Annotated in this window: 21 protein-coding genes; 7 read left to right on the top strand and 14 right to left on the bottom strand. The window is 49.0% G+C overall.

Annotated features, from left to right (window positions below):
• Window positions 1-173 precede the first annotated feature (173 nt).
• Window positions 174-770, bottom strand: coding sequence for a biotin transporter BioY (locus tag ACTRC3_RS03795; protein ID WP_440321698.1), 597 nt, complete (start codon window positions 768-770; stop codon window positions 174-176).
• Between the two features lie 473 nt (window positions 771-1,243).
• On the opposite strand from ACTRC3_RS03795, the gene ACTRC3_RS03790 reads away from it, so the two are divergent.
• On the top strand, window positions 1,244-2,122 hold the full coding sequence (locus ACTRC3_RS03790; RefSeq protein ID WP_440321696.1) for a beta-1,6-N-acetylglucosaminyltransferase: 879 nt from the start codon (window positions 1,244-1,246) through the stop codon (window positions 2,120-2,122).
• 87 nt (window positions 2,123-2,209) lie between these two features.
• On the opposite strand, the gene ACTRC3_RS03785 is transcribed toward ACTRC3_RS03790, so the two are convergent.
• Both ACTRC3_RS03785 and ACTRC3_RS03780 read right to left on the bottom strand, forming a co-directional pair.
• Window positions 2,210-3,388: a sensor histidine kinase gene (locus ACTRC3_RS03785; protein WP_440321694.1), complete on the bottom strand. Its 1,179-nt coding sequence runs from the start codon at window positions 3,386-3,388 to the stop codon at window positions 2,210-2,212.
• Window positions 3,385-4,125, bottom strand: a complete 741-nt coding sequence (locus ACTRC3_RS03780) for a response regulator transcription factor (RefSeq protein WP_440321692.1) — start codon at window positions 4,123-4,125, stop codon at window positions 3,385-3,387. Before ACTRC3_RS03780 ends, ACTRC3_RS03785 begins: the two co-directional genes overlap by 4 nt.
• Before the next feature lie 77 nt (window positions 4,126-4,202).
• Between ACTRC3_RS03780 and ACTRC3_RS03775 the strand changes: the two genes are divergently transcribed.
• From ACTRC3_RS03775 to ACTRC3_RS03765, 3 genes are read left to right on the top strand one after another with little or no spacing between them, the layout of a single operon-like run.
• Window positions 4,203-4,343 (top strand): CD1871A family CXXC motif-containing protein, encoded by a 141-nt coding sequence (locus tag ACTRC3_RS03775; protein WP_440321691.1) that lies wholly within the window; start codon window positions 4,203-4,205, stop codon window positions 4,341-4,343.
• On the top strand, window positions 4,336-5,223 hold the full coding sequence (locus ACTRC3_RS03770) for a 4Fe-4S binding protein (protein WP_440321689.1): 888 nt from the start codon (window positions 4,336-4,338) through the stop codon (window positions 5,221-5,223). The genes ACTRC3_RS03775 and ACTRC3_RS03770 overlap by 8 nt, the downstream gene beginning before the upstream one ends.
• 42 nt (window positions 5,224-5,265) lie before the next feature.
• A complete protein-coding gene (locus ACTRC3_RS03765; protein ID WP_440321687.1) occupies window positions 5,266-6,210 on the top strand; it encodes a TlpA disulfide reductase family protein in 945 nt (314 codons plus the stop codon).
• 2 nt (window positions 6,211-6,212) lie between these two features.
• On the opposite strand, the gene ACTRC3_RS03760 is transcribed toward ACTRC3_RS03765, so the two are convergent.
• The 5 genes from ACTRC3_RS03760 to gap all read right to left on the bottom strand — a co-directional run bounded on the left by ACTRC3_RS03760 (window position 6,213) and on the right by gap (window position 12,096).
• Window positions 6,213-7,862, bottom strand: a complete 1,650-nt coding sequence (locus tag ACTRC3_RS03760; RefSeq protein ID WP_440321685.1) for a sensor domain-containing diguanylate cyclase — start codon at window positions 7,860-7,862, stop codon at window positions 6,213-6,215.
• A gap of 472 nt (window positions 7,863-8,334) precedes the next feature.
• On the bottom strand, window positions 8,335-8,688 hold the full coding sequence (locus ACTRC3_RS03755) for a hypothetical protein (protein WP_440321683.1): 354 nt from the start codon (window positions 8,686-8,688) through the stop codon (window positions 8,335-8,337).
• A gap of 195 nt (window positions 8,689-8,883) precedes the next feature.
• Window positions 8,884-9,633, bottom strand: a complete 750-nt coding sequence (gene tpiA / locus ACTRC3_RS03750) for a triose-phosphate isomerase (protein ID WP_158363370.1) — start codon at window positions 9,631-9,633, stop codon at window positions 8,884-8,886.
• A gap of 153 nt (window positions 9,634-9,786) precedes the next feature.
• Window positions 9,787-10,992, bottom strand: a complete 1,206-nt coding sequence (locus ACTRC3_RS03745) for a phosphoglycerate kinase (RefSeq protein ID WP_440321680.1) — start codon at window positions 10,990-10,992, stop codon at window positions 9,787-9,789.
• A 90-nt stretch (window positions 10,993-11,082) separates the two neighbouring features.
• The gene (gap, locus tag ACTRC3_RS03740) at window positions 11,083-12,096 is read right to left on the bottom strand and encodes a type I glyceraldehyde-3-phosphate dehydrogenase (RefSeq protein WP_178038091.1); all 1,014 of its coding nucleotides are present in this window, start codon (window positions 12,094-12,096) and stop codon (window positions 11,083-11,085) included.
• A 238-nt stretch (window positions 12,097-12,334) separates the two neighbouring features.
• On the opposite strand from gap, the gene ACTRC3_RS03735 reads away from it, so the two are divergent.
• A complete protein-coding gene (locus tag ACTRC3_RS03735) occupies window positions 12,335-13,135 on the top strand; it encodes a histidinol-phosphatase HisJ family protein (protein ID WP_440321678.1) in 801 nt (266 codons plus the stop codon).
• Window positions 13,136-13,350: 215 nt separating this feature from the next.
• On the opposite strand, the gene mnmA is transcribed toward ACTRC3_RS03735, so the two are convergent.
• The 4 genes from mnmA to ACTRC3_RS03715 all read right to left on the bottom strand — a co-directional run bounded on the left by mnmA (window position 13,351) and on the right by ACTRC3_RS03715 (window position 16,742).
• Window positions 13,351-14,463, bottom strand: coding sequence for a tRNA 2-thiouridine(34) synthase MnmA (mnmA, locus tag ACTRC3_RS03730; protein WP_440321676.1), 1,113 nt, complete (start codon window positions 14,461-14,463; stop codon window positions 13,351-13,353).
• Between the two features lie 15 nt (window positions 14,464-14,478).
• Entirely contained in the window at window positions 14,479-14,922 is a 444-nt protein-coding gene (gene nifU, locus ACTRC3_RS03725; protein ID WP_158363365.1) for a Fe-S cluster assembly scaffold protein NifU, read from the bottom strand.
• 160 nt (window positions 14,923-15,082) lie between these two features.
• Window positions 15,083-16,261, bottom strand: a complete 1,179-nt coding sequence (nifS, locus tag ACTRC3_RS03720) for a cysteine desulfurase NifS (RefSeq protein WP_440321675.1) — start codon at window positions 16,259-16,261, stop codon at window positions 15,083-15,085.
• Window positions 16,262-16,280: 19 nt separating this feature from the next.
• Window positions 16,281-16,742, bottom strand: a complete 462-nt coding sequence (locus tag ACTRC3_RS03715) for an Rrf2 family transcriptional regulator (protein ID WP_178038085.1) — start codon at window positions 16,740-16,742, stop codon at window positions 16,281-16,283.
• Window positions 16,743-16,879: 137 nt separating this feature from the next.
• Here ACTRC3_RS03715 and ACTRC3_RS03710 point away from each other — a divergent pair, with 137 nt between their 5' ends.
• Both ACTRC3_RS03710 and ACTRC3_RS03705 read left to right on the top strand, forming a co-directional pair.
• A complete protein-coding gene (locus tag ACTRC3_RS03710; protein ID WP_440321673.1) occupies window positions 16,880-18,208 on the top strand; it encodes an oligosaccharide flippase family protein in 1,329 nt (442 codons plus the stop codon).
• A 145-nt stretch (window positions 18,209-18,353) separates the two neighbouring features.
• The gene (locus ACTRC3_RS03705) at window positions 18,354-19,382 is read left to right on the top strand and encodes a 3-deoxy-7-phosphoheptulonate synthase (RefSeq protein ID WP_440321672.1); all 1,029 of its coding nucleotides are present in this window, start codon (window positions 18,354-18,356) and stop codon (window positions 19,380-19,382) included.
• A gap of 182 nt (window positions 19,383-19,564) precedes the next feature.
• On the opposite strand, the gene ACTRC3_RS03700 is transcribed toward ACTRC3_RS03705, so the two are convergent.
• Window positions 19,565-20,437 carry a site-specific tyrosine recombinase gene (locus ACTRC3_RS03700; protein ID WP_440321670.1) on the bottom strand — a complete coding sequence of 291 codons (873 nt, stop codon included), beginning with the start codon at window positions 20,435-20,437 and terminating at the stop codon, window positions 19,565-19,567.
• Window positions 20,438-20,643: 206 nt separating this feature from the next.
• Complete coding sequence (locus ACTRC3_RS03695) at window positions 20,644-21,234, bottom strand: stage II sporulation protein M (protein WP_440321668.1); 591 nt, start codon at window positions 21,232-21,234, stop codon at window positions 20,644-20,646.
• Between the last annotated feature and the right edge of the window lie 42 nt (window positions 21,235-21,276).

The raw sequence follows: 21,276 nt of genomic DNA, 5'->3' as shown, positions 1-21,276 counted from the left end.
TCCACGGAAATAACGGGTGTCCTCCTTCCCCTCATTTTCGCGAAACCCGGTCTTCTTTCAAATCACTTTCTGTATGCAATATGTACTTTTTCTACATTCCAATATAACAGCTTGTAAATAAAAAGTCAATGCCGTTTATGACCATTTCAGTTTCTAATTGTTCATCAGAATTTCTAATTTTTTCCTTTCAATACCCCGGCCCGGAGCAACCTTCCCCGGACTGCGCTTCCCAGCAGTACCGCAACGACCATTTTCACCAGATCGCCCGGAATAAACGGGATAACGCCTGCCCACAGAGCCGCCTGAAAATCCATGCCTGCGGAGTATGCCAGCCAGGCCGTGCCAAGCGCATACAGTACGATGGTTCCGAGAATCATGCCCAATGCCGCAAACGCGATATTTTTCCATTTATTTTCTGCGAAACGGCCCACGAAAGCTCCCGCAATCAGCGCCAGGAACAGGTAGCCTATCAGGTAACCGCCGGTCGGTCCGAACAGCTTGGCCGCACCTGCGCTTCCGCCTGCAAATACCGGAATACCCACAAGTCCAAGAAGCAGATAAATCAGACAGCTTAAAGTGCCCAGCTTCATGCCCAGCACTGTGACTGCCAGATATACAGCCATGCTGGCCAGGGAGATCGGTACCGGACTTACAGGGATGGCAATGGAAATGGGGCCCAGCACACAGATTACAGCAGCCATCACAGCTGTGAGCGTCAGTTGATAGGTTGTAAGCTTTTTCGTTCCGTTTTTCGATTCAGTATACATCATTTTTCTCCTTTTTATGTTCATCTTTTGCAGTATACCGAATTCATTTTCAATTGTCAACCATTTCATTTTATAAGTTGACATTTTAATTCAGAAAGAAATTCCGGATTTTCCGCTTCCTTTTTATCAGCCAGTTCTTCCAGAATTTTCATTTTCTGCTCCAGCTCCCTGATCCAGCACGCTCTGATTTTCTCATATTCCGGATCTCTGAGCAGTCCCTTCTTTTTTTTGATTCGTCTCCGCATATTACCACCTTTCGTCTTTGTTCCGTGACATTATTTTTTTCACTATTATAGCATATCCGCTACGTCTTATCTATCTTTTTCATCTGTTTTTCTCACCATCTTTCTCTGCTATTTATAAGAACGTATAGTGCCTTTATTTCCATACAAAAATGAAAGATTTTTTTACATTTTCATTTTTCTCTTTCTGTGGTACACTTACAGCAGATATTTTTTTGTATTTCAGAGGTTTTTATGAACAGACACGCTTTTTTGATTATGGCGCATAATCACTTTGATTTTTTGAAAATATTGCTGAAACGGCTGGACGATCCCCGCAATGACATCTATCTGCATGTGGATCGAAAGGCAGCTGATTTTTCCGCCCGGGAGTTTGATTCACTTCTTTCGTATTCGCAGCTGTATCTTACAGAACGGATGGACGTCCACTGGGGCGGCTACAGCCAGACAGCCTGCGAACTGATGCTTCTTCGGACAGCTGCGCCGGAGCATTACACTTATTATCATCTGCTCTCCGGATCGGATCTGCCCCTGAAATCTCCGGAGCAGATTCATACGTTTTTTGAAACCTATGCCGGGAAAGAATTTATCGCCTTTGATCCGGACTTTCCGGCTCCGAAAAATGTAGTGGAACGAATCTCTCTGTGGCATTTTTTCCGGGAAAGCAGATTTCCGCTGGCAGAACCGGCTGATCATGTGCTCACTCTGATCCAGCGGCTGTTCCGGGTCAATCGATTAAAAAACTGTGATTTTCAAATCCGCAAAGGCCCCAATTGGTTTAGCATCTCTGACAATTTTGTCCGGTATGTGCTGGAGCATGAGGACTGGATTCGAACACATTTCTCTCATTCTGTCTGCGCGGACGAGCTGTTCCTACAGACCCTGTCTTTTCACTCGCCCTTCCGGGCCCATCTCTACGACGAAAGCGGGCAGACCGGCTCGATGGCGAATCTGCGGTACGTGGACTGGGAGCGGGGGACGGAGAACAGCCCTTATACGTTCCAGGAGGCCGATCGGGAAATGCTGCTGGGGCTGCCGCATTTGTTTGCACGGAAGTTTGACAGGGATATCTTCAGAGATAGGCCCTTTTCAAACTCGCAGCCTGGCAATTAAAAAAGAATGTGCCGTTGGCACATTCTCGCGCCGAGGCGCGGTTACTTCAGCAACCATCTACCACTGCGCCGAGTGCGATAATATTTTTTATACCCCTATACTCATTTTCACTTCAAATGTCGTCCCGCCGTGCTTACCTGTATAAACTTCAATCGTCCCGCCATGGACCCGCACAACCTCCCGCACCATCGCAAGTCCAAGCCCCACGCCTCCAAGCTCCCGGCTTCTTGACTTATCTACCCGGAAGAACGGTTCAAAGATCTGCTCCCTGAACGCCTCATCAATTCCATTTCCTGTATCCGAAACCGTCAGAACGGCTTCGTTCTTTTCCCTCTCTGCAGATACCGTAACGGTTCCGTCTGTCCGATTATATTTAATCGCATTTTCTACAAGATTATAAAGCATTCTGTAAATCAGAATATCACTTCCTGTCAGAATTAATTCGTCCTCTGCCTTCTCCCCTGCTCCCTCTGACGAGCTCTGTGGCTTCTGTATCAGCTCCACCTTCTTTTCCTGCGCCAATGGTTCCAGATCTGTCAGCACTTCCTCAATCAGACTATGGAGCTCAATTCTGTCATTTCGCGCTACTGTCTGTAATTCACTCATATCCAGAAGTGTTCTGACCAGCTTGCTAAGACGTTCATTCTGCTCCGTTACCATCTGAATGGTCTCTTCCGCCTCTGTGGAACTCTCCGGATGCTCTGCCGCATGGTATAGGTCCAGCTGCGCCTGGATTAATGCCAGCGGAGTACGTAGTTCATGTGCTGCATTTCCGGTAAACCGACGCTGCGTCTCAAAGGATTCGGAAAGCCGCATAAGCATTTTATTATAAGAGGTACGAAGCCTGTCCAGCTCTGCAATTTTATTCTCTTCAATGGTATAATCTGCCAGATTCTGCGCCTGAACTTTTTCCACCGTCTCTGAAAATTCCCTGAGTGGCTTCAATGCCCGTCCACTGATAAAATACGTCGCCGCGCCGCCAATCAGCGCTACAATCGCAGTAATCAGAAGGCTTCTGCTCCTGTAATCTGATTTGGAGTCATAAATCTTCATGGAAAACTGTGCCACAAAGTCATCCCACTCATCCTCCGGAATATCAATGTACACCGCTTCCGGCGCTGTACCCTGATCCGTGACAGATTCCTGAAGCGTATCGAAATAATAGACTCCGTTTTTGTATAAGAAAAAGGTAAGACATCCGCATAATATGGTGATAAGCCCTGTGGTAAGAAGGGTTAATTTCCACTGGAGTGATATTTTTTTCATCCTTTGCTGTCTCCTCCTATCTTATAGCCCTCGCCGATTTTATTCACGATTGGATCATAACCGAGCCCTGCTTTCAGCTTCTTTCTCAGCGAAGACATATGTACCCGGATGGAACCGCTGAAGCTGTCCACTGAAGAATCCCAGACATGCTCCATCAGTTCTTCCTGGCTGACCGGTCTTCCCTGATTTAAAAGGAGATATTCTAAAATTCCATTTTCCTTTCTCGTCAGCGTAATCGGGTTATCTTCTGCATATGCAGCCCTTTCTCTCGTATCAAATCGAAGCTTTCCACATTCCAGACAGACATTTTTTTGTACGAATTTTCTTCTTGTCAGGCTTCTCACACGGGCCTCCAGTTCCTGTAAATGGAATGGTTTTTCCATATAATCATTTGCACCGGAATCCAGGCCCTCAACCTTATCTGCGATCTGGCTTCTGGCAGACAGGATTAATACCTTTGTCTCTTCATTTTCTTTGCGAAGCTCCCGGAGGATCTCCATCCCATCCAGCCCGGGCAGGTTCAGATCAAGCACAATCAGATCGTACTGTTCCGCATAGATCATATCCAGTGCCTGCTCGCCGTCATTGCACGTATCTACCTCATAACCTGCCTGGTGCAGACTTTTCGCAATCATATCACATAATTTCTTCTCATCTTCAACAATTAATAATCTCAATTCATTTTTCTCCATTTTCTTAACAGGGAATTTACATCCCCTATTATATAATGCAATCATGGAGCGGTCAATAAGCCGACTTTGGGCAATATCATCGAAAGGAGCAGTTACTATTCGCAGTAACAAGTGGTATTTGAATGAAATCAGAAAAAGCAGCGCAGATTTTTTTACTTGCAGCCGGTCTGCTATTTTTCCTTATTGGGATTTTCCGTGGAGAGGCTGCAGTCGTACTCAGTAAGGCAATCAAATTATGTATGGAGTGTGTGGGAATTGGATAAGAAATTAAAATTAAACAAAAACTTCCTGGTCCGCTTCCGCGGATGGATTCAGGCAGCTGCAGCGCTGCTGACCAATCTTCATATTCCGAATCTGTTTAAAGGGAAGCTTTATCAGGGAAAGGTAAAAGCACTATGTGTTCCCGGACTGAACTGTTACTCCTGCCCGGCTGCCACAGGCGCCTGTCCGATTGGAGCCTTCCAGGCTGTAGTCGGTTCCTCAAAATTCAAGTTCACCTACTACATCACCGGATTTTTTATCCTGCTGGGGGTTCTGTTCGGACGATTTATCTGTGGTTTTCTCTGTCCGTTTGGATGGTTTCAGGATCTGCTGCATAAGCTTCCGGGCAAGAAGCTGTCTACTGCAAGGCTAAAGCCCCTGCGGTATCTGAAATACCTGATCCTGGTCGTCTTTGTGATACTGCTTCCGGCACTGGTAACGAATTCGCTGGGGATGGGAGACCCGTTCTTCTGCAAATACCTATGCCCGCAAGGCGTACTTGAAGGCGCAATTCCGCTGTCCCTTGCTAATTCAGGAATCCGTGCGGCACTCGGGCACTTATTTACATTTAAGTTTGCAATCCTCGTACTTGTTATCCTCTTAAGCATTCTGTTTTATCGTCCATTCTGTAAATGGATCTGCCCCCTTGGCGCTATCTACTCGCTGTTTAACAGCGTATCCTTTCTTAAGCTTCGGGTGGATTCTGAAAAATGTGTCGGCTGTCAAAAATGTAGTCATGCCTGTAAAATGGACGTCAATGTAACAGACACGCCAAACCACCCGGAATGTATCCGATGCGGAGCATGTATGAAAGCCTGCCCAACAAATGCGATCTGCTATCATTACGGATTTTCAACCAGGAAACAGGCTGACAATAAATAAGCTAAAATGAATCAAATCATATTCAAAAGGAGAATAAAAATCATGAAAAACAAATCTGGTAGAGTAAACTCAATGAAATTAAAAAAGGCAATTGCGGCATCTCTCGCCATTTCCCTGCTTTTTGCATTCACAGGCTGTGGAAATTCCTCTGATTCCGCCACAACGGAAAACACGAAACAGGAGACTGTTTCCGCCACAAATACAGGCGACACGTCTGCGCCCGACGAAAAGCTGGACGACCTGTACCAGCAGGAAAATCAGATTTTTGCAGATCACAAAAATGTATGGGACAAGGTCTTTGGCTTTATGAGCAAGAACCCTGACGATGCTGCCTCGAATGAAAACTATGCGGACTTTCTTGCAAATACAATAGAATCAAACAAGGCTTCTTTCTCTGAAGAGGAATTTGATACTCTGAACAAAGACATTGAAACCATCCGCGGCATTGAAGAAGAAATTGCAAGGCTTGAGAAAGAAATTGCAGCATCTGATTCCTCCGGCAGCACTTTCTCCGGCTCAGCTGACTCTACAGGTGTGTTCCACGATTTTAAAGGGAAAGATCTGGATGGGAACGATGTAGATGACAGCCTTTTCGCCCAAAATAAAGTTACGGTTGTAAACTTCTGGTTCAGCGGCTGCAAGCCCTGTGTTGAAGAGCTTTCCAAGCTGAATGAATTAAATGATAAGCTGAAGGAAATGGGCGGCGAAGTGGTTGGTATCAATACGGATACATTGGACGACAATCAGGATGGAATCAAAGAAGCGAAGGAAATCCTGAAGGCCAAGGGAGCTTCCTACAAAAACCTGACCTTCGATTCCGATTCCACCGTTGGAAAATACGCAGGGGATATCATGGCATTTCCGACAACCGTTCTCGTAGATAAAGACGGAAATATCGTTGGCGATCCTTTCATGGGCGGAATTGATGATCCGTCAAACTACGAACAGCTGATGAAACAGATTCAGTCCGTGCTGGATCAGAAATAAAGCTATCTGCCGGAGTGCATAGGATCCTCTCTATGATGCTTCTCTTTTTCTTCATACATACGCTGGTCGGCAATAGCCCGGACTTCTTCCGCTTCACTGCTGTCTTCCGGAAATGCTGCGCATCCGCAGCTGACTCCAACCCGAAGCGTCTTTCCGGCCAGCTTTACCGGCTCCGTCAGTGCAATTTGAATGCGTTCCGCCATATGGCAGCAAAATGCTTTGTCATAGGCGGAGCAGATAATCAGGGCGAACTCGTCTCCGCCTATACGGAACGCATAATCGTTACTGCGGATACATTCCTGCAGACGTCTGGCAATTTCCTGAAGCACCTGATCTCCGGTGCTGTGGCCATAGGTATCATTGATCGGTTTGAATCGATCCAGATCGATATAAAAGAGAACAAACGGAAGTTTCTTTTTTTCCTTGTTCTGCAGAATATTGGTAAAATACCGTTCGTTGAACAGCCCAGTCAATCCATCTGTATTTGCCATATTCTCCAGTTCGATTTTTTGCCCAATATCCATAGATACCAGCATAACCTTAGTCAGTCTGTTATCCTTCGCCCATTCAATCGGAATCACATGCATGACTTTGTAAATATTTTCATTTCGGATGCAATACTCAAATTTTAAAATGTCGCTTTCCTTTCGAAGCACCTTTCTCAGATAATCCGGTGCAATCATGCGGCAAACTTTTGCGTTCTCTGTATTAGTCAATACAATATATCGTCTGGAAATGTAATCAACCAGACTCCAATATGCCCCTGTTTCAGGATAAAGAGGCTCATCCAGGATTAACTCATAATATTCATATCTGTCATTTTCCAGGTCAGCAACCGCATACCGGTCAACAATCCGGGAAATACCTTCAAGGAACTGCGTGGCTCGTTCTTTCTCTTTCTCCAAAAGGAGTCGCTCCTTCTCTTCATTCAGCAGCTTCGCACGATTTTCTGATACGAGTGCCAGCACCACGAGCAGCATAATTAAAGCTGCCGAAACTCCAAGAATCCCCAGCGTAACCTTCTGCAAATTTCGGTCACCATAGTCTACCGCATCAGAACGCACAATTCCAAGCAGTGTCCAGTCTTCAATCCCAACCGGCTCAGAGACCATATAATAGGTTCTTCCTCTATAAGTATACTGGGTATTTCCTTCGCGCTGCTGTTCGATGCATTCCTGTACGTACACCGGATTCCTGTCTTTCCAGACAATATCCGCATCCGTGTAAAAAGAAATCAGATTATTTACATCCTGCGGTATCTCTGTTTTCGATGTCAAAGAAAGTAAAATCTCCCCATCTGAGCGTACAACATAACAGTCACTTTGACCTTCATACAGATTGCTTGCCATCAGGTTCTCCACAACAGACGCATCATAGCTGATTGCAAGTCCGGTGTAGCTTACGTCATTGGATATAAATACTTCAGGAAGCGGGGCGGCAAGTACGATTTTCTTTATCCCGGAAGATGCCGTATACGAAGAAATCACACGTCTGTTTTTCTGAAACATCTCATCAAAGGCTCCGGTAATACTGTCCGCTGTCCCTTTTCTGCCTGCGGCGGTAATGAACTGATTCTCTTCATTAAACATAAAGAAATCGCTATACTGCCAATCATTTTTCCCGTCCTTCAGATTTTCCCACATTTCTTTCATTTCCTGTTCCGCCTCGTGCCTGCGTAATTCTCTGCTCCAATCGGACAAAACATTCCAGTTGCGCTGGATAAAAAGAGTCAGGGTTTTTGACACCTGTATATAGCTTTCCTGCAAATGAGCGGCATTTTCTCTGTAGATTATAGAACTGGCACTATGCATGTAGAATCTGATTCCACACAAAAGAACTATCGCCATAGCAATTACCAATGCAGTGATTCGATAATGCTTTTTCATCCTTCGCCCCTCCCCTATTGCTTTCGTATAAGTACATTATACAGATAATACCTTCTAAAATAAAGAGGGATTATCAATTTTTACATTTTTATACAATCTTTATACACCGCAAATATCCCTTTCTTTTTGCTCTATAGGAATCATAGCTTTTACACTTTAATGTAACACGGTATTTTCTAAAGATCAAAAAGAGACTGTCGCCATATGGCGGCAGCCCCTTCACTCTGCTTCTGTAGCGTTACTTTGCTTCCGTGACAGAAAGCACCTCTCCCATAAAGGGATCTACTTCCGACACTGTTCCCGTATAAGTCACCGTAACCTTATCTCCGACCTTCACCTTGTCAAGCCCCTCCGGCTTCTCCTTATCAAAGGTAAATTCGTAGGAATTTCCGGCATCATCCGTCACTATAAACATAAAATCTTTCTTTTCATCCAATGTTCCGGTAAAGGAAGCTGTCTCCTCAGAGCCGGAATTCTCCTGTGCAGTCTGGGAATTCTGCCCGCTGTCTCCCGAATTCTTTGTTCCACAACCTGTTATCATGGATGCAGTCATAGCAGTAAGAAGCATCAACATTGCAAATCTCTTTTTCATTCCAAAAACCTCCTGTCAGTCTTTTATTGTTTCATTTTATTAGACGATCTATACGCTCAGAAAGTTTCAGATGTTTCTGAACATCTTTCCCTTATATCATAAAAAGCCATTCAATTAGCAATATCAGCTAAATCAAATGGCTTTTTATCACGTTTTATAGCGTTATATTTGGTTATTTTGCCTAAAATTTCAGACTTACTTGTAATTTACAATCTTTCCGAAGTCCGGCTTCAGAGCTGCGCCGCCTACCAGGCCGCCGTCGATGTCTGCCTGTGCGAAGAGCTCCGGTGCGGTAGCTGCGTTTACAGATCCGCCGTACTGGATACGGATAGCTGCTGCAGTTGCCTCATCGTAGATCTCTGCGATGCATGCGCGGATGCCTGCGCAAACTTCCTGTGCCTGCTCAGTTGTAGCTGTCTTACCGGTTCCGATAGCCCAGATCGGCTCGTAAGCGATAACTGCTTCCTTAGCCTGATCTGCGGTTACGCCCTGGAAACCAACCTTAACCTGCTGACGGATGAAGTCCATGGTTACGCCCTGCTCTCTCTGAGTCAGAGTCTCGCCGCAGCACATGATCGGTGTAAGACCATGCTCAAATGCCTTCAGCATCTTCTTATTTACAGTCTCGCTGGTCTCTGCGAAGTACTCACGTCTCTCGGAATGTCCAAGAATTACGTACTTTACGCCTGCGTCTGTCAGCATATTCGGGGAAATCTCACCTGTGTAAGCGCCCTTCTCCTCGAAGTACATGTTCTCAGCGCCAACCTGGATGTTGGATCCCTTGGTAGCCTCTACGACCGGGATGATGTCGATAGCCGGTACGCAGAATACTACGTCTACGTCATCGTTTGCTACCAGCGGCTTTAAGGTGTTTACCAGTTCTACTGCCTCGCTGGGAGTCATGTTCATTTTCCAGTTACCAGCGATAATTTTCTTTCTTGCCATTGTTTTGTTCTCCTCTATCTTTTATATAAAATAACTTAAGGATACTTCTCGTCACTAAGTTCAGCCCGCGCTTTCAGCTTGGCTTCACTAAGTGTCGACAAGTAAGTTCACACTAAATTCAGGCTTCGCCTACCGCTCGCCTTCATTAAGTGTTTACTTATCATTTGCTGCTGCTACGCCCGGAAGCTCTTTGCCTTCCAGGAACTCCAGAGATGCGCCGCCGCCTGTGGAGATGTGAGTCATCTTGTCGCCGAAGCCAAGGGTATTGACTGCTGCTGCGGAGTCGCCGCCGCCGATGATGGTGGTTGCGTCTGTCTCAGCCAGGGACTTTGCTACTGCAATGGTACCCTTTGCCAGGATCGGGTTCTCGAATACGCCCATCGGTCCGTTCCATACTACAGTCTTCGCAGACTTCACAGCCTCAGCGTACAGCTCTGCGGTCTTGGTTCCGATATCCAGACCCATCATGTCAGCCGGGATCTCGTTGGACGGTACTACAGATACCTCGATCTCTGCGTCGATGGGGTTCGGGAACTCTTTTGCGATGGTGGTGTCAACCGGAAGAAGCAGCTTCTTGCCAAGCTTCTCAGCCTTCTCCATCATTTCCTTGCAGTAGTCGATCTTCTCATCGTCTACCAGAGAGGTTCCTACCTCATAGCCCTTTGCCTTCAGGAAGGTGTAAGCCATTCCACCGCCGATGATCAGGGTGTCACACTTCTCAAGCAGGTTTGCGATTACGTTCAGCTTATCTGCTACCTTTGCACCGCCCAGGATTGCCACGAAGGGACGCTCCGGGTTGTTGACTGCGTTGCCCAGGAAGTTGATCTCCTTCTGCATCAGGTATCCTACTACAGAAGTCTTTACATACTGAGTTACGCCTACGTTGGAGCAGTGCGCGCGGTGCGCGGTTCCGAATGCGTCGTTTACAAATACGTCTGCCAGGGAAGCCAGCTCCTTGGAGAATGCCTCGCCGTTCTTGGTCTCCTCTGCGCGGTAACGGGTGTTCTCAAGAAGAACTACCTCGCCGTCCTTCATAGCTTCTACAGCTGCCTTTGCGTTCGGTCCTACAACCTCCGGATCAGCTGCGAACTTTACTTCCTGGCCCAGAAGCTCGGAAAGTCTCTTGGCTACCGGCGCCAGGGACAGCTCCGGCTTCGGCTCTCCCTTGGGCTTGCCCAGGTGGGAGCAAAGGATAACCTTTCCGCCGTCAGCGATCAGCTTCTTGATGGTCGGCAGCGCTGCAACCAGACGATTCTCGTCTGTGATCTTGCCATCCTTCAGCGGTACGTTAAAATCGCATCTTACCAGGACACGCTGTCCTTTTACGTTGATGTCATCTACAGATTTCTTGTTTAACATCTCAATCTCTCCTTACTTGTCATGGATAAATAATAAAAAGAGGTCCGGTCCATAAAGACCGGACCTCTTAAGGTCTTAATTCAATACTGATTAAGCGAGCTCAGCGAAGTACTTGATTGTACGAACCATCTGAGATACATAGGAGTTCTCATTGTCGTACCAAGAAACAACCTGTACCTGAGATGTGCCGTTGCCAAGGTTTACAACCATGGTCTGAGTAGCGTCGAACAGAGAACCAAATCTCATACCAACGATATCAGAAGATACGATCTCGTCTGTGTTGTAACCGAAGGACTCGGTAGCTGCTGCCTTCATAGCTGCGTTGATTCCATCAACAGTAGCCTCACCCTTAACAACTGCGTTCAGGATAGTAGTAGAACCAGTCGGGGTCGGTACACGCTGTGCAGCGCCGATAAGCTTGCCGTTCAGCTCCGGAATAACAAGGCCGATTGCCTTAGCTGCTCCTGTGCTGTTCGGAACGATGTTGATAGCGCCTGCACGGCTTCTTCTCAGGTCACCCTTTCTCTGCGGTCCGTCAAGGATCATCTGGTCGCCTGTGTAAGCGTGGATGGTGCACATGATACCGGACTCGATCGGCATATAGTCGTTCAGAGCCTTAGCCATCGGTGCAAGGCAGTTTGTTGTACAGGAAGCTGCGGAAATTACAGTATCCTCTTTTGTCAGTGTCTCGTGGTTTACATTGTAAACGATGGTCGGAAGGTCATTTCCAGCCGGAGCGGAGATAACTACCTTCTTAGCGCCTGCTGTGATATGAGCAGAAGCCTTCTCCTTGGAGGTGTAGAATCCGGTACACTCCAGAACTACGTCTACGCCGATCTCTCCCCACGGAAGCTCTGCTGCGTTAGCCTTTGCGTAGATCTTGATCTCTTTGCCATCAACAATGATGGAATCTTCTGTTGCAGATACGGTATCTGCCAGAGCATATTTACCCTGAGAAGAATCATATTTTAACAGGTGAGCAAGCATCTTCGGGCTTGTCAGGTCGTTGATTGCTACAACCTCATATCCCTCTGCGCCAAACATCTGTCTGAATGCAAGTCTGCCGATACGTCCGAAACCGTTAATCGCTACTTTTACTGCCATTTTAAATTTCCTCCTAAATATGAATTTAGATTATTCGTGGTTTTCCGCCCCTTTCAGGACAGAGCCCAACCTGCAATTATTGTACCCAATTCCATACAAAAAAGCAAGTCCCAATTCCGCAATTTCCCTGACGTTGTGCAATTTTTGTCAAAACAATGAATTTCCCGTCGATCTTTTTCTTGTCATTGTGTATTTTTTCAATTAAGATGGGTGTATATTCGTTGCAGAGGTGAAAAATATGACTGCTGATTACCATTTACATTCCTGTTTTTCCGGGGACAGTGAGACGCCCACGGAGGAAATGATAAAAAAGGGGCTAGCGCAGGGGCTTTCTCTTATGTGTATGACCGAGCACCTGGATATGGATTACCCCTATTCCGATGTAAGCTTTGACCTGGATGCGGACGCTTATTTCCGGGAAATGCATCGGCTTCAGGAGGCCTACCATGACCACATTGAAATCCGTATCGGAGCAGAGCTTGGGATCCAGCCCCAGCTGGGGGATGCTTACCGGCAATGGCTTTCAGACAAGTCCTTCGATTTTCTGATCGGCTCCACCCACCTGGTGGATCGGTTTGACCCTTACTATCCGGATTTCTGGACCTCCTATGACGCTGCTTCCGGCGTAAACCGGTACCTGGATGTGACCCTTCAGAATATCCAGGCTTTCGATGATTTCGACGTGTACGGACACATCGATTATATCATCCGTTATGTGCCGGACGGGGAGCGCGTTTTTTCTTACAAAAAGCATGCCGATCAGGTGGACGCGGTTCTGAAGCTGCTGATAGAAAAGGGCAAAGGCATCGAAATCAACACTGGCGGCTACAAGGCCGGACTTTCTGAGCCAAACCCCTGCCACGACGTGCTGCGCCGCTATAAGGAGCTCGGCGGGGAAATCATTACCATGGGATCGGACGCCCATACGACGGAGTATGTGGCGTATCGGTTCGCGGACGCCAAAGAGGTGCTTCAGGAATGCGGATTTCGGTATTTTACGGTGTTCCGGGAACGGAAGGCGGAGTTTGTGCCGTTGTAAAATTCTAAGCTTGGATTTAAAATGAGCAGGGCAAATACCCTGCTCAGCTTCTTTATTCTTCGTAATGTCCCCGACAGGCCGCTATCACAACAAATCCCACTTTTTCCCGATACACAATTCTTTCCGAGTATCTTCATCCATTAATCCTCTATCAGCCCGTGCTCTGTAAGCTTTGCTTTTCCACTTTCAATATCGGCAATTACGCGATCCAGATATCACATATTCGCCTCTGAATAAAAGGGATCCGGCTGCCGCACGATGGTTCCCCCGCCCAGCACGTAGTCGCCGTCGTAGAACACGACCGCCTGGCCCGGTGTCACGGCGCGGACGGGTTCTTTAAAGTCCACACGCACCAGATCGTCTCCCTCCCGGCGGATGACGCAGGGAGAACCCTTATGATTGTAGCGGATCTTAGCCAGTACCTCTTTTCCTTCGGGGAAATCCGGCTCAGACATGTGGTTCAGGCGGTTCGCCCGGAGCGTCGTGGTGAACACGTCCTCCTGCTCGCCGATGACCACCTCGTTGGTCTCCGGGCGAATCTCGGTTACCACCACGCGGCGGCCCATGGCCAGGCCTAAGCCTTTTCGCTGGCCGATGGTGTAGTGGATGATCCCCTTATGGCGGCCCAGTACCGTACCGTCTGCAGTGACGAAATTGCCCTCCTTCGAGGGTTCTCCGGTAGTCCGCTCAATGAACCCCGCATAGTCCTGATCCGGGACGAAGCAGATCTCCTGGCTGTCCGGCTTATGGGCTACCCGGAAGCCCAGCTTCTCCGCCATTTCCCGAATTTCATCCTTTGAATAGGCTCCCACCGGCATCAATGTCCGGGAAAGCTGCTCCTGCGTCAGGTTATACAGGGCGTAGGTCTGATCCTTCGCCGCCGTTACGGAATTGCGGATGGCGTAGCGGCCGTTCGACAGCTGCTCCACCCTGGCGTAATGACCGGTGGCGATATAGTCCGCGCCGATGTCCAGGCTGCGCTTTAAAAGCGCCTCCCATTTCACATAACGGTTGCAGGCGATACAGGGATTGGGCGTCCGGCCCGCCAGATACTCCGCCACAAAATAGTCCATGACAGCTTCCTTGAAATCTGTCTTAAAATTCATCACATAATAGGGAATGTCCAGCTGGGCCGCCACTCTCCGGGCGTCGTCCACCGCGGACAGGCCGCAGCAGCCGCCGTTTTCTTCCTGGGTGAACTCATCCTCATCCTGCCAAATCTGCATGGTGGCTCCGATGACCTCGTAGCCCTGTTCCTTTAAGAGATAGGCTGCCACAGAGGAATCCACGCCGCCGGACATTCCTACTACTACTTTTTTCTTAGCCATAGCTTACGATTCCTTTTAGTAGTCCTCGCCCTCTTCTTCCTCGCCCTCATGAATATCAGACTTCGGCTTCTTCAGTCCCTCGATCTTAATACCGTGCTTCTCTGCGTAATCCCAGAGTGCCGCATGAATGGCCTCCTCTGCAAGCAGGGAGCAGTGAACCTTCACAGGGGGAAGTCCGTCCAGAGCTTCCATAACGGCCTTATTCGTAACTTCCAGAGCCTGCTGGATGGTCTTGCCCTTTACCAGCTCGGTCGCCATGCTGCTGGTGGCAACGGCTGCGCCGCAGCCGAAGGTCTTGAACTTACAATCCTGGATGACGCCGTTGTCGTCGATGTCCAGGTACATCCGCATGATGTCTCCGCATTTTGCATTGCCGACGGTGCCTACGCCGCTGGCGTTCTCTATCTCTCCTACGTTACGGGGATGCTGAAAATGGTCCATTACTTTTTCGCTGTACATACTTTGTTTCTCCTCTATTATTTCTTTAATTGTTAGCCCGTCATGCGCCTCGATTTCGCTTCGCTACATCTCGGTCGCGGGCTTCGCCCTATAAAAGTTGCCAGCCTTGTCTGACTGCGTGCTAGCACGCATCAGCCAATCCTGTCATCTTTTGCATGACTCATTGCTTACGCAGAAAGTCTTCGTAAAGCGGTGACATGCTTCTCAGTCTGTCGATGATCCGCTTTAAGTTCTCCACTACGAAGTCCAGATCCTCTTTCGTAATCTCCTCGTTCAGGGTCAGACGCAGGGAACCATGCGCAATCTCATGGGGCAGGCCGATGGCCATCAGCACATGGGACGGATCCAGGGAGCCGGATGTGCAGGCGGAACCTGAGGAACCGCAGATACCTTCCATGTCAAGCATGATCAGCAGAGACTCGCCCTCGATGAACTGGAAACTGAAGTTCGCGTTGTTCGGAAGTCGGGTGGTTCTGTGACCGTTCAGTCTGGTGTAGGGAATCTCCTTCAGAACGCGGTCAATCAGGTAATCACGCAGCTCGATTTCCTTATCGGTACGCTCCTTCATGGTAGCCATAGCGCGCTCAGTGGCCTTGCCCAGTCCTACGATACCCGGTACGTTCTCGGTGCCGGCCCGGCGCTTCCGCTCCTGGGCTCCGCCATGGATAAAGGAGCGAATCTTCACGCCTTTTCGGATATACAGGAAGCCGATACCCTTGGGTCCGTTCAGCTTGTGGCCGCTGGCGCTCAGCATATCGATATGGTACTCATCTACGTTAATTGGAACCTGACCAAAGGCCTGTACCGCGTCTGTGTGGAACAGAATGCCGTGCTCATGGGCAATCTCACCAATCTCTTTGATGGGCTGAATGGTTCCGATCTCGTTATTTGCAAACATCACAGAAATCAGGATGGTCTCCGGACGGATGGCTTTCTTCAGCTCGTCGATCTTCACGACACCATTCTCATCTACGGGCAGATAAGTAATCTCATAGCCGTGCTTCTCCAGCCACTGGCAGGTATGCAGGATCGCGTGATGCTCGATCTTCGTGGTAATGATGTGGTTTCCCTTGTTTTTATACGCTTCCGCTGTGGCTTTCAGCGCCCAGTTGTCGGACTCGCTTCCGCCTGCGGTGAAATAAATCTCCTCGGTCTGCGCGCCCAGCGCATTCGCGATGGTCTCTCTTGCTTCTGTGATGGCCTTTTTGCTCTCGCCGCCAAGGCTGTATACGGTAGAGGGGTTGCCGTAATGCTCTGTGAAATAGGGCAGCATGGCCTCTACAACTTCCGGCGCTGTCTTTGTGGTCGCCGCGTTATCCAGATAAATTAACTTCTTCATGGTGATATCTCCTTCTTTTTTAGATGCAACAGGACGTATTTTCCTTGGTCCCGGCTTCATCCTTCATGCTCCTGCTTTCTTCGACCAGCTGATCCAGCTTAATCTCATCTACGGTCCGGTTAATGCTGTCGTTAATCTTCTGCCAGACATACTTGGTCACGCAGAATTCAGAACCGCCGCAGCTGCTTTCCTCCTCCAGTCCCGGGCAGTTCACCGCGTCCAGGCTTCCCTCCAGGGCCCGCAGGATATCTCCCACGGAAATCTCGGACGCCGGAAGCGCCAGCTTGTAGCCGCCGCCCGCTCCCCGGACGCTGGTTACCAGTCCGGCCTTGCGGAGCTTCGCGATCAGCTGCTCCAGATAGCTTTCCGATATATTCTGTCTGGCGGAAATACTGGCGATGGAAACCGTCTCATTTTCGCTGTACAGGGCCAAATCAATCAACGCGCGAAGTCCATATCTTCCCTTTGTAGACAATTTCATATTGTCACCTCGCACTCAAAGGTTATTAAATTCCGAGTACTTTTGTCGGATTTCGTATTGATAATAACACTCAGGTAAGGTTCTGTCAAGCAGGTTTTTGCCATATATTACTTATAATTTTTGATTTAAGGAAATCTATGAAAAAACAGCTTCATCCGCTGGTCGGCGGCACGCTGCTTCTGACTGCGGCAGGCCTTATGACCCGCCTCATCGGCTTTTTCTATAAAATATTCTTAAGCCGCGCCATCGGTGCCGAGGGCATCGGCATCTACCAGATGATTTTTCCCATTTACGGGGTCTGTTATGCGCTGACCACCTCCGGGGCCGAGATCGCCGTTTCCCGCTTCGTCTCCCGGGAAAATGGGGCCGGACGTCCGCAGAGCGCAAGACAGGTTCTGCGCGTGGGGCTTCTCCTGGCTCTGGGGCTTGCCATCCCCACCGCTTTTCTCCTGTATGAAAATGCTGCTTTTCTGGCACGGCACATTCTCCGGGAAACGCGCACCGGAACGCTTCTGCGCATTATGGCGTTCACAATTCCCTTCGGTGCCTGCCATTCCTGCATTTGCGGCTATTATTACGGGTTAAAGAAGCCCGCGGTTCCGGCGGCTGCCCAGCTTTTTGAGCAGCTGTCCCGTGTGGGGGCTGTCTTTCTCATTTACCGGGTGGCCTGTGAACAGGGCATGGGTTTGTCCCCGCTAACCGCCGTCATTGGTCTGGTTATCGGGGAGTTTGCGTCCATGCTGTTCTGTGTTTTCTGCGTCTCCGGGCAATCTGCCCCTCCCGGAAAATCTGCGGACGGCTCCGGCGCGCCCTCCCTTTTTTCCCTGACACGGCAGATGCTGGCCATGGCGCTTCCGGTCACCGGCAACCGACTCTGCATGAATCTGCTGGCCAGCGCCGAATCCATTCTGCTGCCCCTTTGTCTCCAACAATACGGCCTGTCCACGAAGCAGGCGCTCAGCGTCTATGGAACCCTGTCCGGCATGGCCCTGTCCTTTATCCTGTTTCCCAGCGTCCTGACAGGCGCTCTGTCAGTCATGCTGCTGCCCTCCGTATCCGAATCCCAGGCTGCCGGGGACGACGCAAGCCTTTCCCGCACGGTCCGGAAAACCGTGTCCTTCTGCCTGCCGCTGGGAATCAGTTTTACCGTCCTCTTTCTGGTCTTCGGACGCTTTCTCGGGAACTTTTTCTTCCGAAGCACCCTGGCCGGAGATTTTATCCTTACCCTGGCCTGGATCTGTCCGTTTCTGTATCTGAACCACACCTTGCACAGTATCTTAAACGGCCTTGGCCGCACCGGAACCGGCTTTTTCAATAATCTGACGGGCATTCTGATTCGCATCCTTTTTGTCCTGTGCTTTGTACCGCGCTTCGGAATCGAGGGATATTTGTGGGGACTGCTGGCAGGACAGCTGGTCGTATGCGGGATGAATCTGGCTTCTTTACAGGAATTCCTACATAATTAATGTAAAATTTGCGTGACTTTTGCGTTTTCTTGTATTATGATAGAAACAGTTCGGCACGCAGCGGATAGCTCGCCCTGGCGAGCGGTTCTGCGGCCTGCGCTCCGAACGTCCGTCATCAATATACACAAACGAGGAGTTATGAAAAATGGCATTCGATTTCAAGCAAAAGCTGCCCACCCCCCAGGAAATCCGTGAAATGTATCCGGTTCCCGACCATGTGGCACAGATAAAAAAAAAGAGAGACGAAGAAATCCGTAAAATTTTCACCGGCGAATCCGACCGCTTTATCGCCATCATCGGACCCTGTTCCGCAGATAATGAAGAGGCTGTCTGCGACTATGTGCGCCGTCTGGTTCAGGTACAGGAGAAGATTAAGGACAAGGTCCTGATTATCCCCCGTATCTACACGAACAAGCCCCGTACCACCGGCGACGGTTACAAGGGCATCATGCATCAGCCGGATCCGGAGAAGAAGCCGGACCCGCTGGCTGGCATCATCGCCCTGCGACACATGCACATCCGCGCCATCGAAGAGACCGGCATGACCGCAGCCGATGAGATGCTGTACCCGGAAAATCTGCCCTATGTACAGGATTTCCTGTCCTATATCGCCATCGGAGCCCGCTCCGTGGAAAACCAGCAGCACCGTCTGGTATCCAGCGGCATCGACATTCCCGTGGGCATGAAGAACCCCACCAGCGGCGACTTTTCCGTTATGCTGAACTCCGTTCACGCGGCACAGAACGGCCACTCCTTCATTTACCATGGCTGGGACGTCCAGACCAGCGGAAATGACCTGGCACACGTGGTTCTTCGCGGTGCTGTCAATGAGCGCGGCGTGTCCCTGCCCAACTATCACTATGAGAACCTGCGGAATCTCTGCAATCTCTACGCCCAGAGAGAGCTGAAGAATCCGGCCTGCATCGTAGACGCGAACCACAACAACTCCAACAAGCAGTTCAAGGAGCAGATCCGTATCGTCAAAGAAGTTCTGCACAGCCGTTCCTGCGCCGACGATATCCGCAAGCTGGTCAAGGGCGTGATGATCGAGAGCTATATCGAGGAAGGCAATCAGGGCATTCACGACCATGTCTATGGCAAGTCCATTACCGACGCCTGCCTGGGCTGGGAAGATTCCGAGCGGCTGCTGTATGAGATCGCGGAGCGCTGCTAATTCAAAAACAGCTTATATACCAAGGGAGAGCGTTCAACCGTCTCCCTTTTTTCTATTCTTTCTATTTTACTCTATAGGAATCATAGTTTTCGCACTTTAACGTAACGCAGTGTTTCCTATAGAGTAAAAAAGAGATTCCCGTGTATTATTATCAGGAATCTCTCGTCACTTTATTCTATCTGTTACCCTCTCGGATGCGCCTTCGCATATATCTCCCGGGTTCTCGCCGCGTACATCATGGTCGTGGAGATATCCGAATGTCCCATCATCTCCTGCACCACATGCAGATCCGCGCCGTTTTCCACCAGATGGGCCGCAAAGGAATGACGCAGGGTGTGGGGCGTAATCTCCATCTCAATACCCGCCTGCTTCACATACTGCTTCAGAAGCTTCCAGAAGCCCTGACGGCTCATGCCCTCGCCGGAGCAGTTGGGGAACAGCATCTCACATTTCTTATCGCCTATGAGCTGACCGCGCGCCTCCTTCAGATAATGCTCCAGTGCTTTCTTCGCCTTCGGACCGAAGGGAATAATCCGCTCCTTATTCCGGTCGCGGCACACGATATAATCCAGCTTCCAGTTCACATCGTCCATCTTCAGAGAAATCAGCTCGGTTACCCGGATACCGGTGGCGTACAGAAGCTCCAGCATGGCCGTATCCCGCAGACCCTTGCTTGTTCGGTCGCCCGGCTGCCGCAGCAGGCGCTCCATCTCCTCCACAGACATGATCTCAGGCAGTTTTTTTTCTACTTTGGGGGCTTTCAGCTTCTCTGCCGGATCGGAACTGATGCTGCCTTCTTTCCAAAGATACAGATAAAAACCCTTCATGGACGCGATATTTCTCGATACCGTCGCTGCTGACATTCCATTTTTTTCCAAGTCCAGAATATAGGAATTCAAGGCTGTCTCTGTAACCTCTTTCGCATCCTCTACCTTCTGCTTCTGGAGAAAATGCATCATTTTCATCAGATCTCTCTGATAAGAAAGCTCCGTATTCCGGGACGTCTTTTTCACATTATGTAAATAAGACATGAATCCTTTAATCTCTTGTTCCATATATCCATGTGCCCCTCAGCTTATGCTCACCCAAGCCGTTTTCTTCTAAAGTCTTTGGATTTTATTATAGTAAGAAATCACCAGAAAAGCAATGATCTTTTTTTCGCAAAATACTGTAAAATCAAGGCTTTTTACGGCTTTCCACAATATCTGGTTTTCTTCTTTTCCTGTTCCACCAAATCTGGTAAAGAATTCGTAAAATATTTTTAAATATTTTTTAAAATCAGCTTCAAAAACATGGGATTTACATAACTTTCGAGCAGAGAGCCGGCCAAAAGCAGCAGAAATCCAAGTCCCCAGACCAGGAGATAAGGCATCATCTGCCGACTGTTCCCACTGTATCGCTGTCCTTTCCAGGGACGGTTCTCCGACGTCTCACAGATTTTCTGAAAAAGCCAGGCCGCGGCAGGCACATACAGAAAAAACTGTGGCAGACCAGAAGCGAGACAGACCAGAATCCCCGCAAAGCCCAGCTTCATGGCTGCCGTCGTAAGTGTGATGCCAAGCGCCGCCCCCATCCATGCCAGAGATAGAAAAACTGCAGCTGTGCCAAAGAAAGTAAAACCGGTCAGCCATAACAGGGTAAACTGGCTCACGCGCGATTTCAATGTATACCAGAGCAGTTCCCCGCTGGCCAGCTCTGCCTGCTGATATCTGGAAAAAAAATAACGACCAAGCAGAGCTGTCTCATGGGCTGCTACCCGCCCAAACAGCACCATATATAAAATTCCCGCCGCAAATCCTGTCAGGAATACCGGCAGGAATGTTTTTCTTGTACCTGTAATTTTTTTCCACATAAAACAGCCCTCCCATATACCTTTCAATATATGAGAGGGCCG

It is taken from the genome of Laedolimicola sp., assembly GCF_051972735.1.
GTDB classification, from domain to species: domain Bacteria; phylum Bacillota; class Clostridia; order Lachnospirales; family Lachnospiraceae; genus Laedolimicola; species Laedolimicola intestinihominis.
Note: the sequence above shows the minus strand (reverse complement) of the source record. Positions and strands in the feature narration are given on the sequence as shown.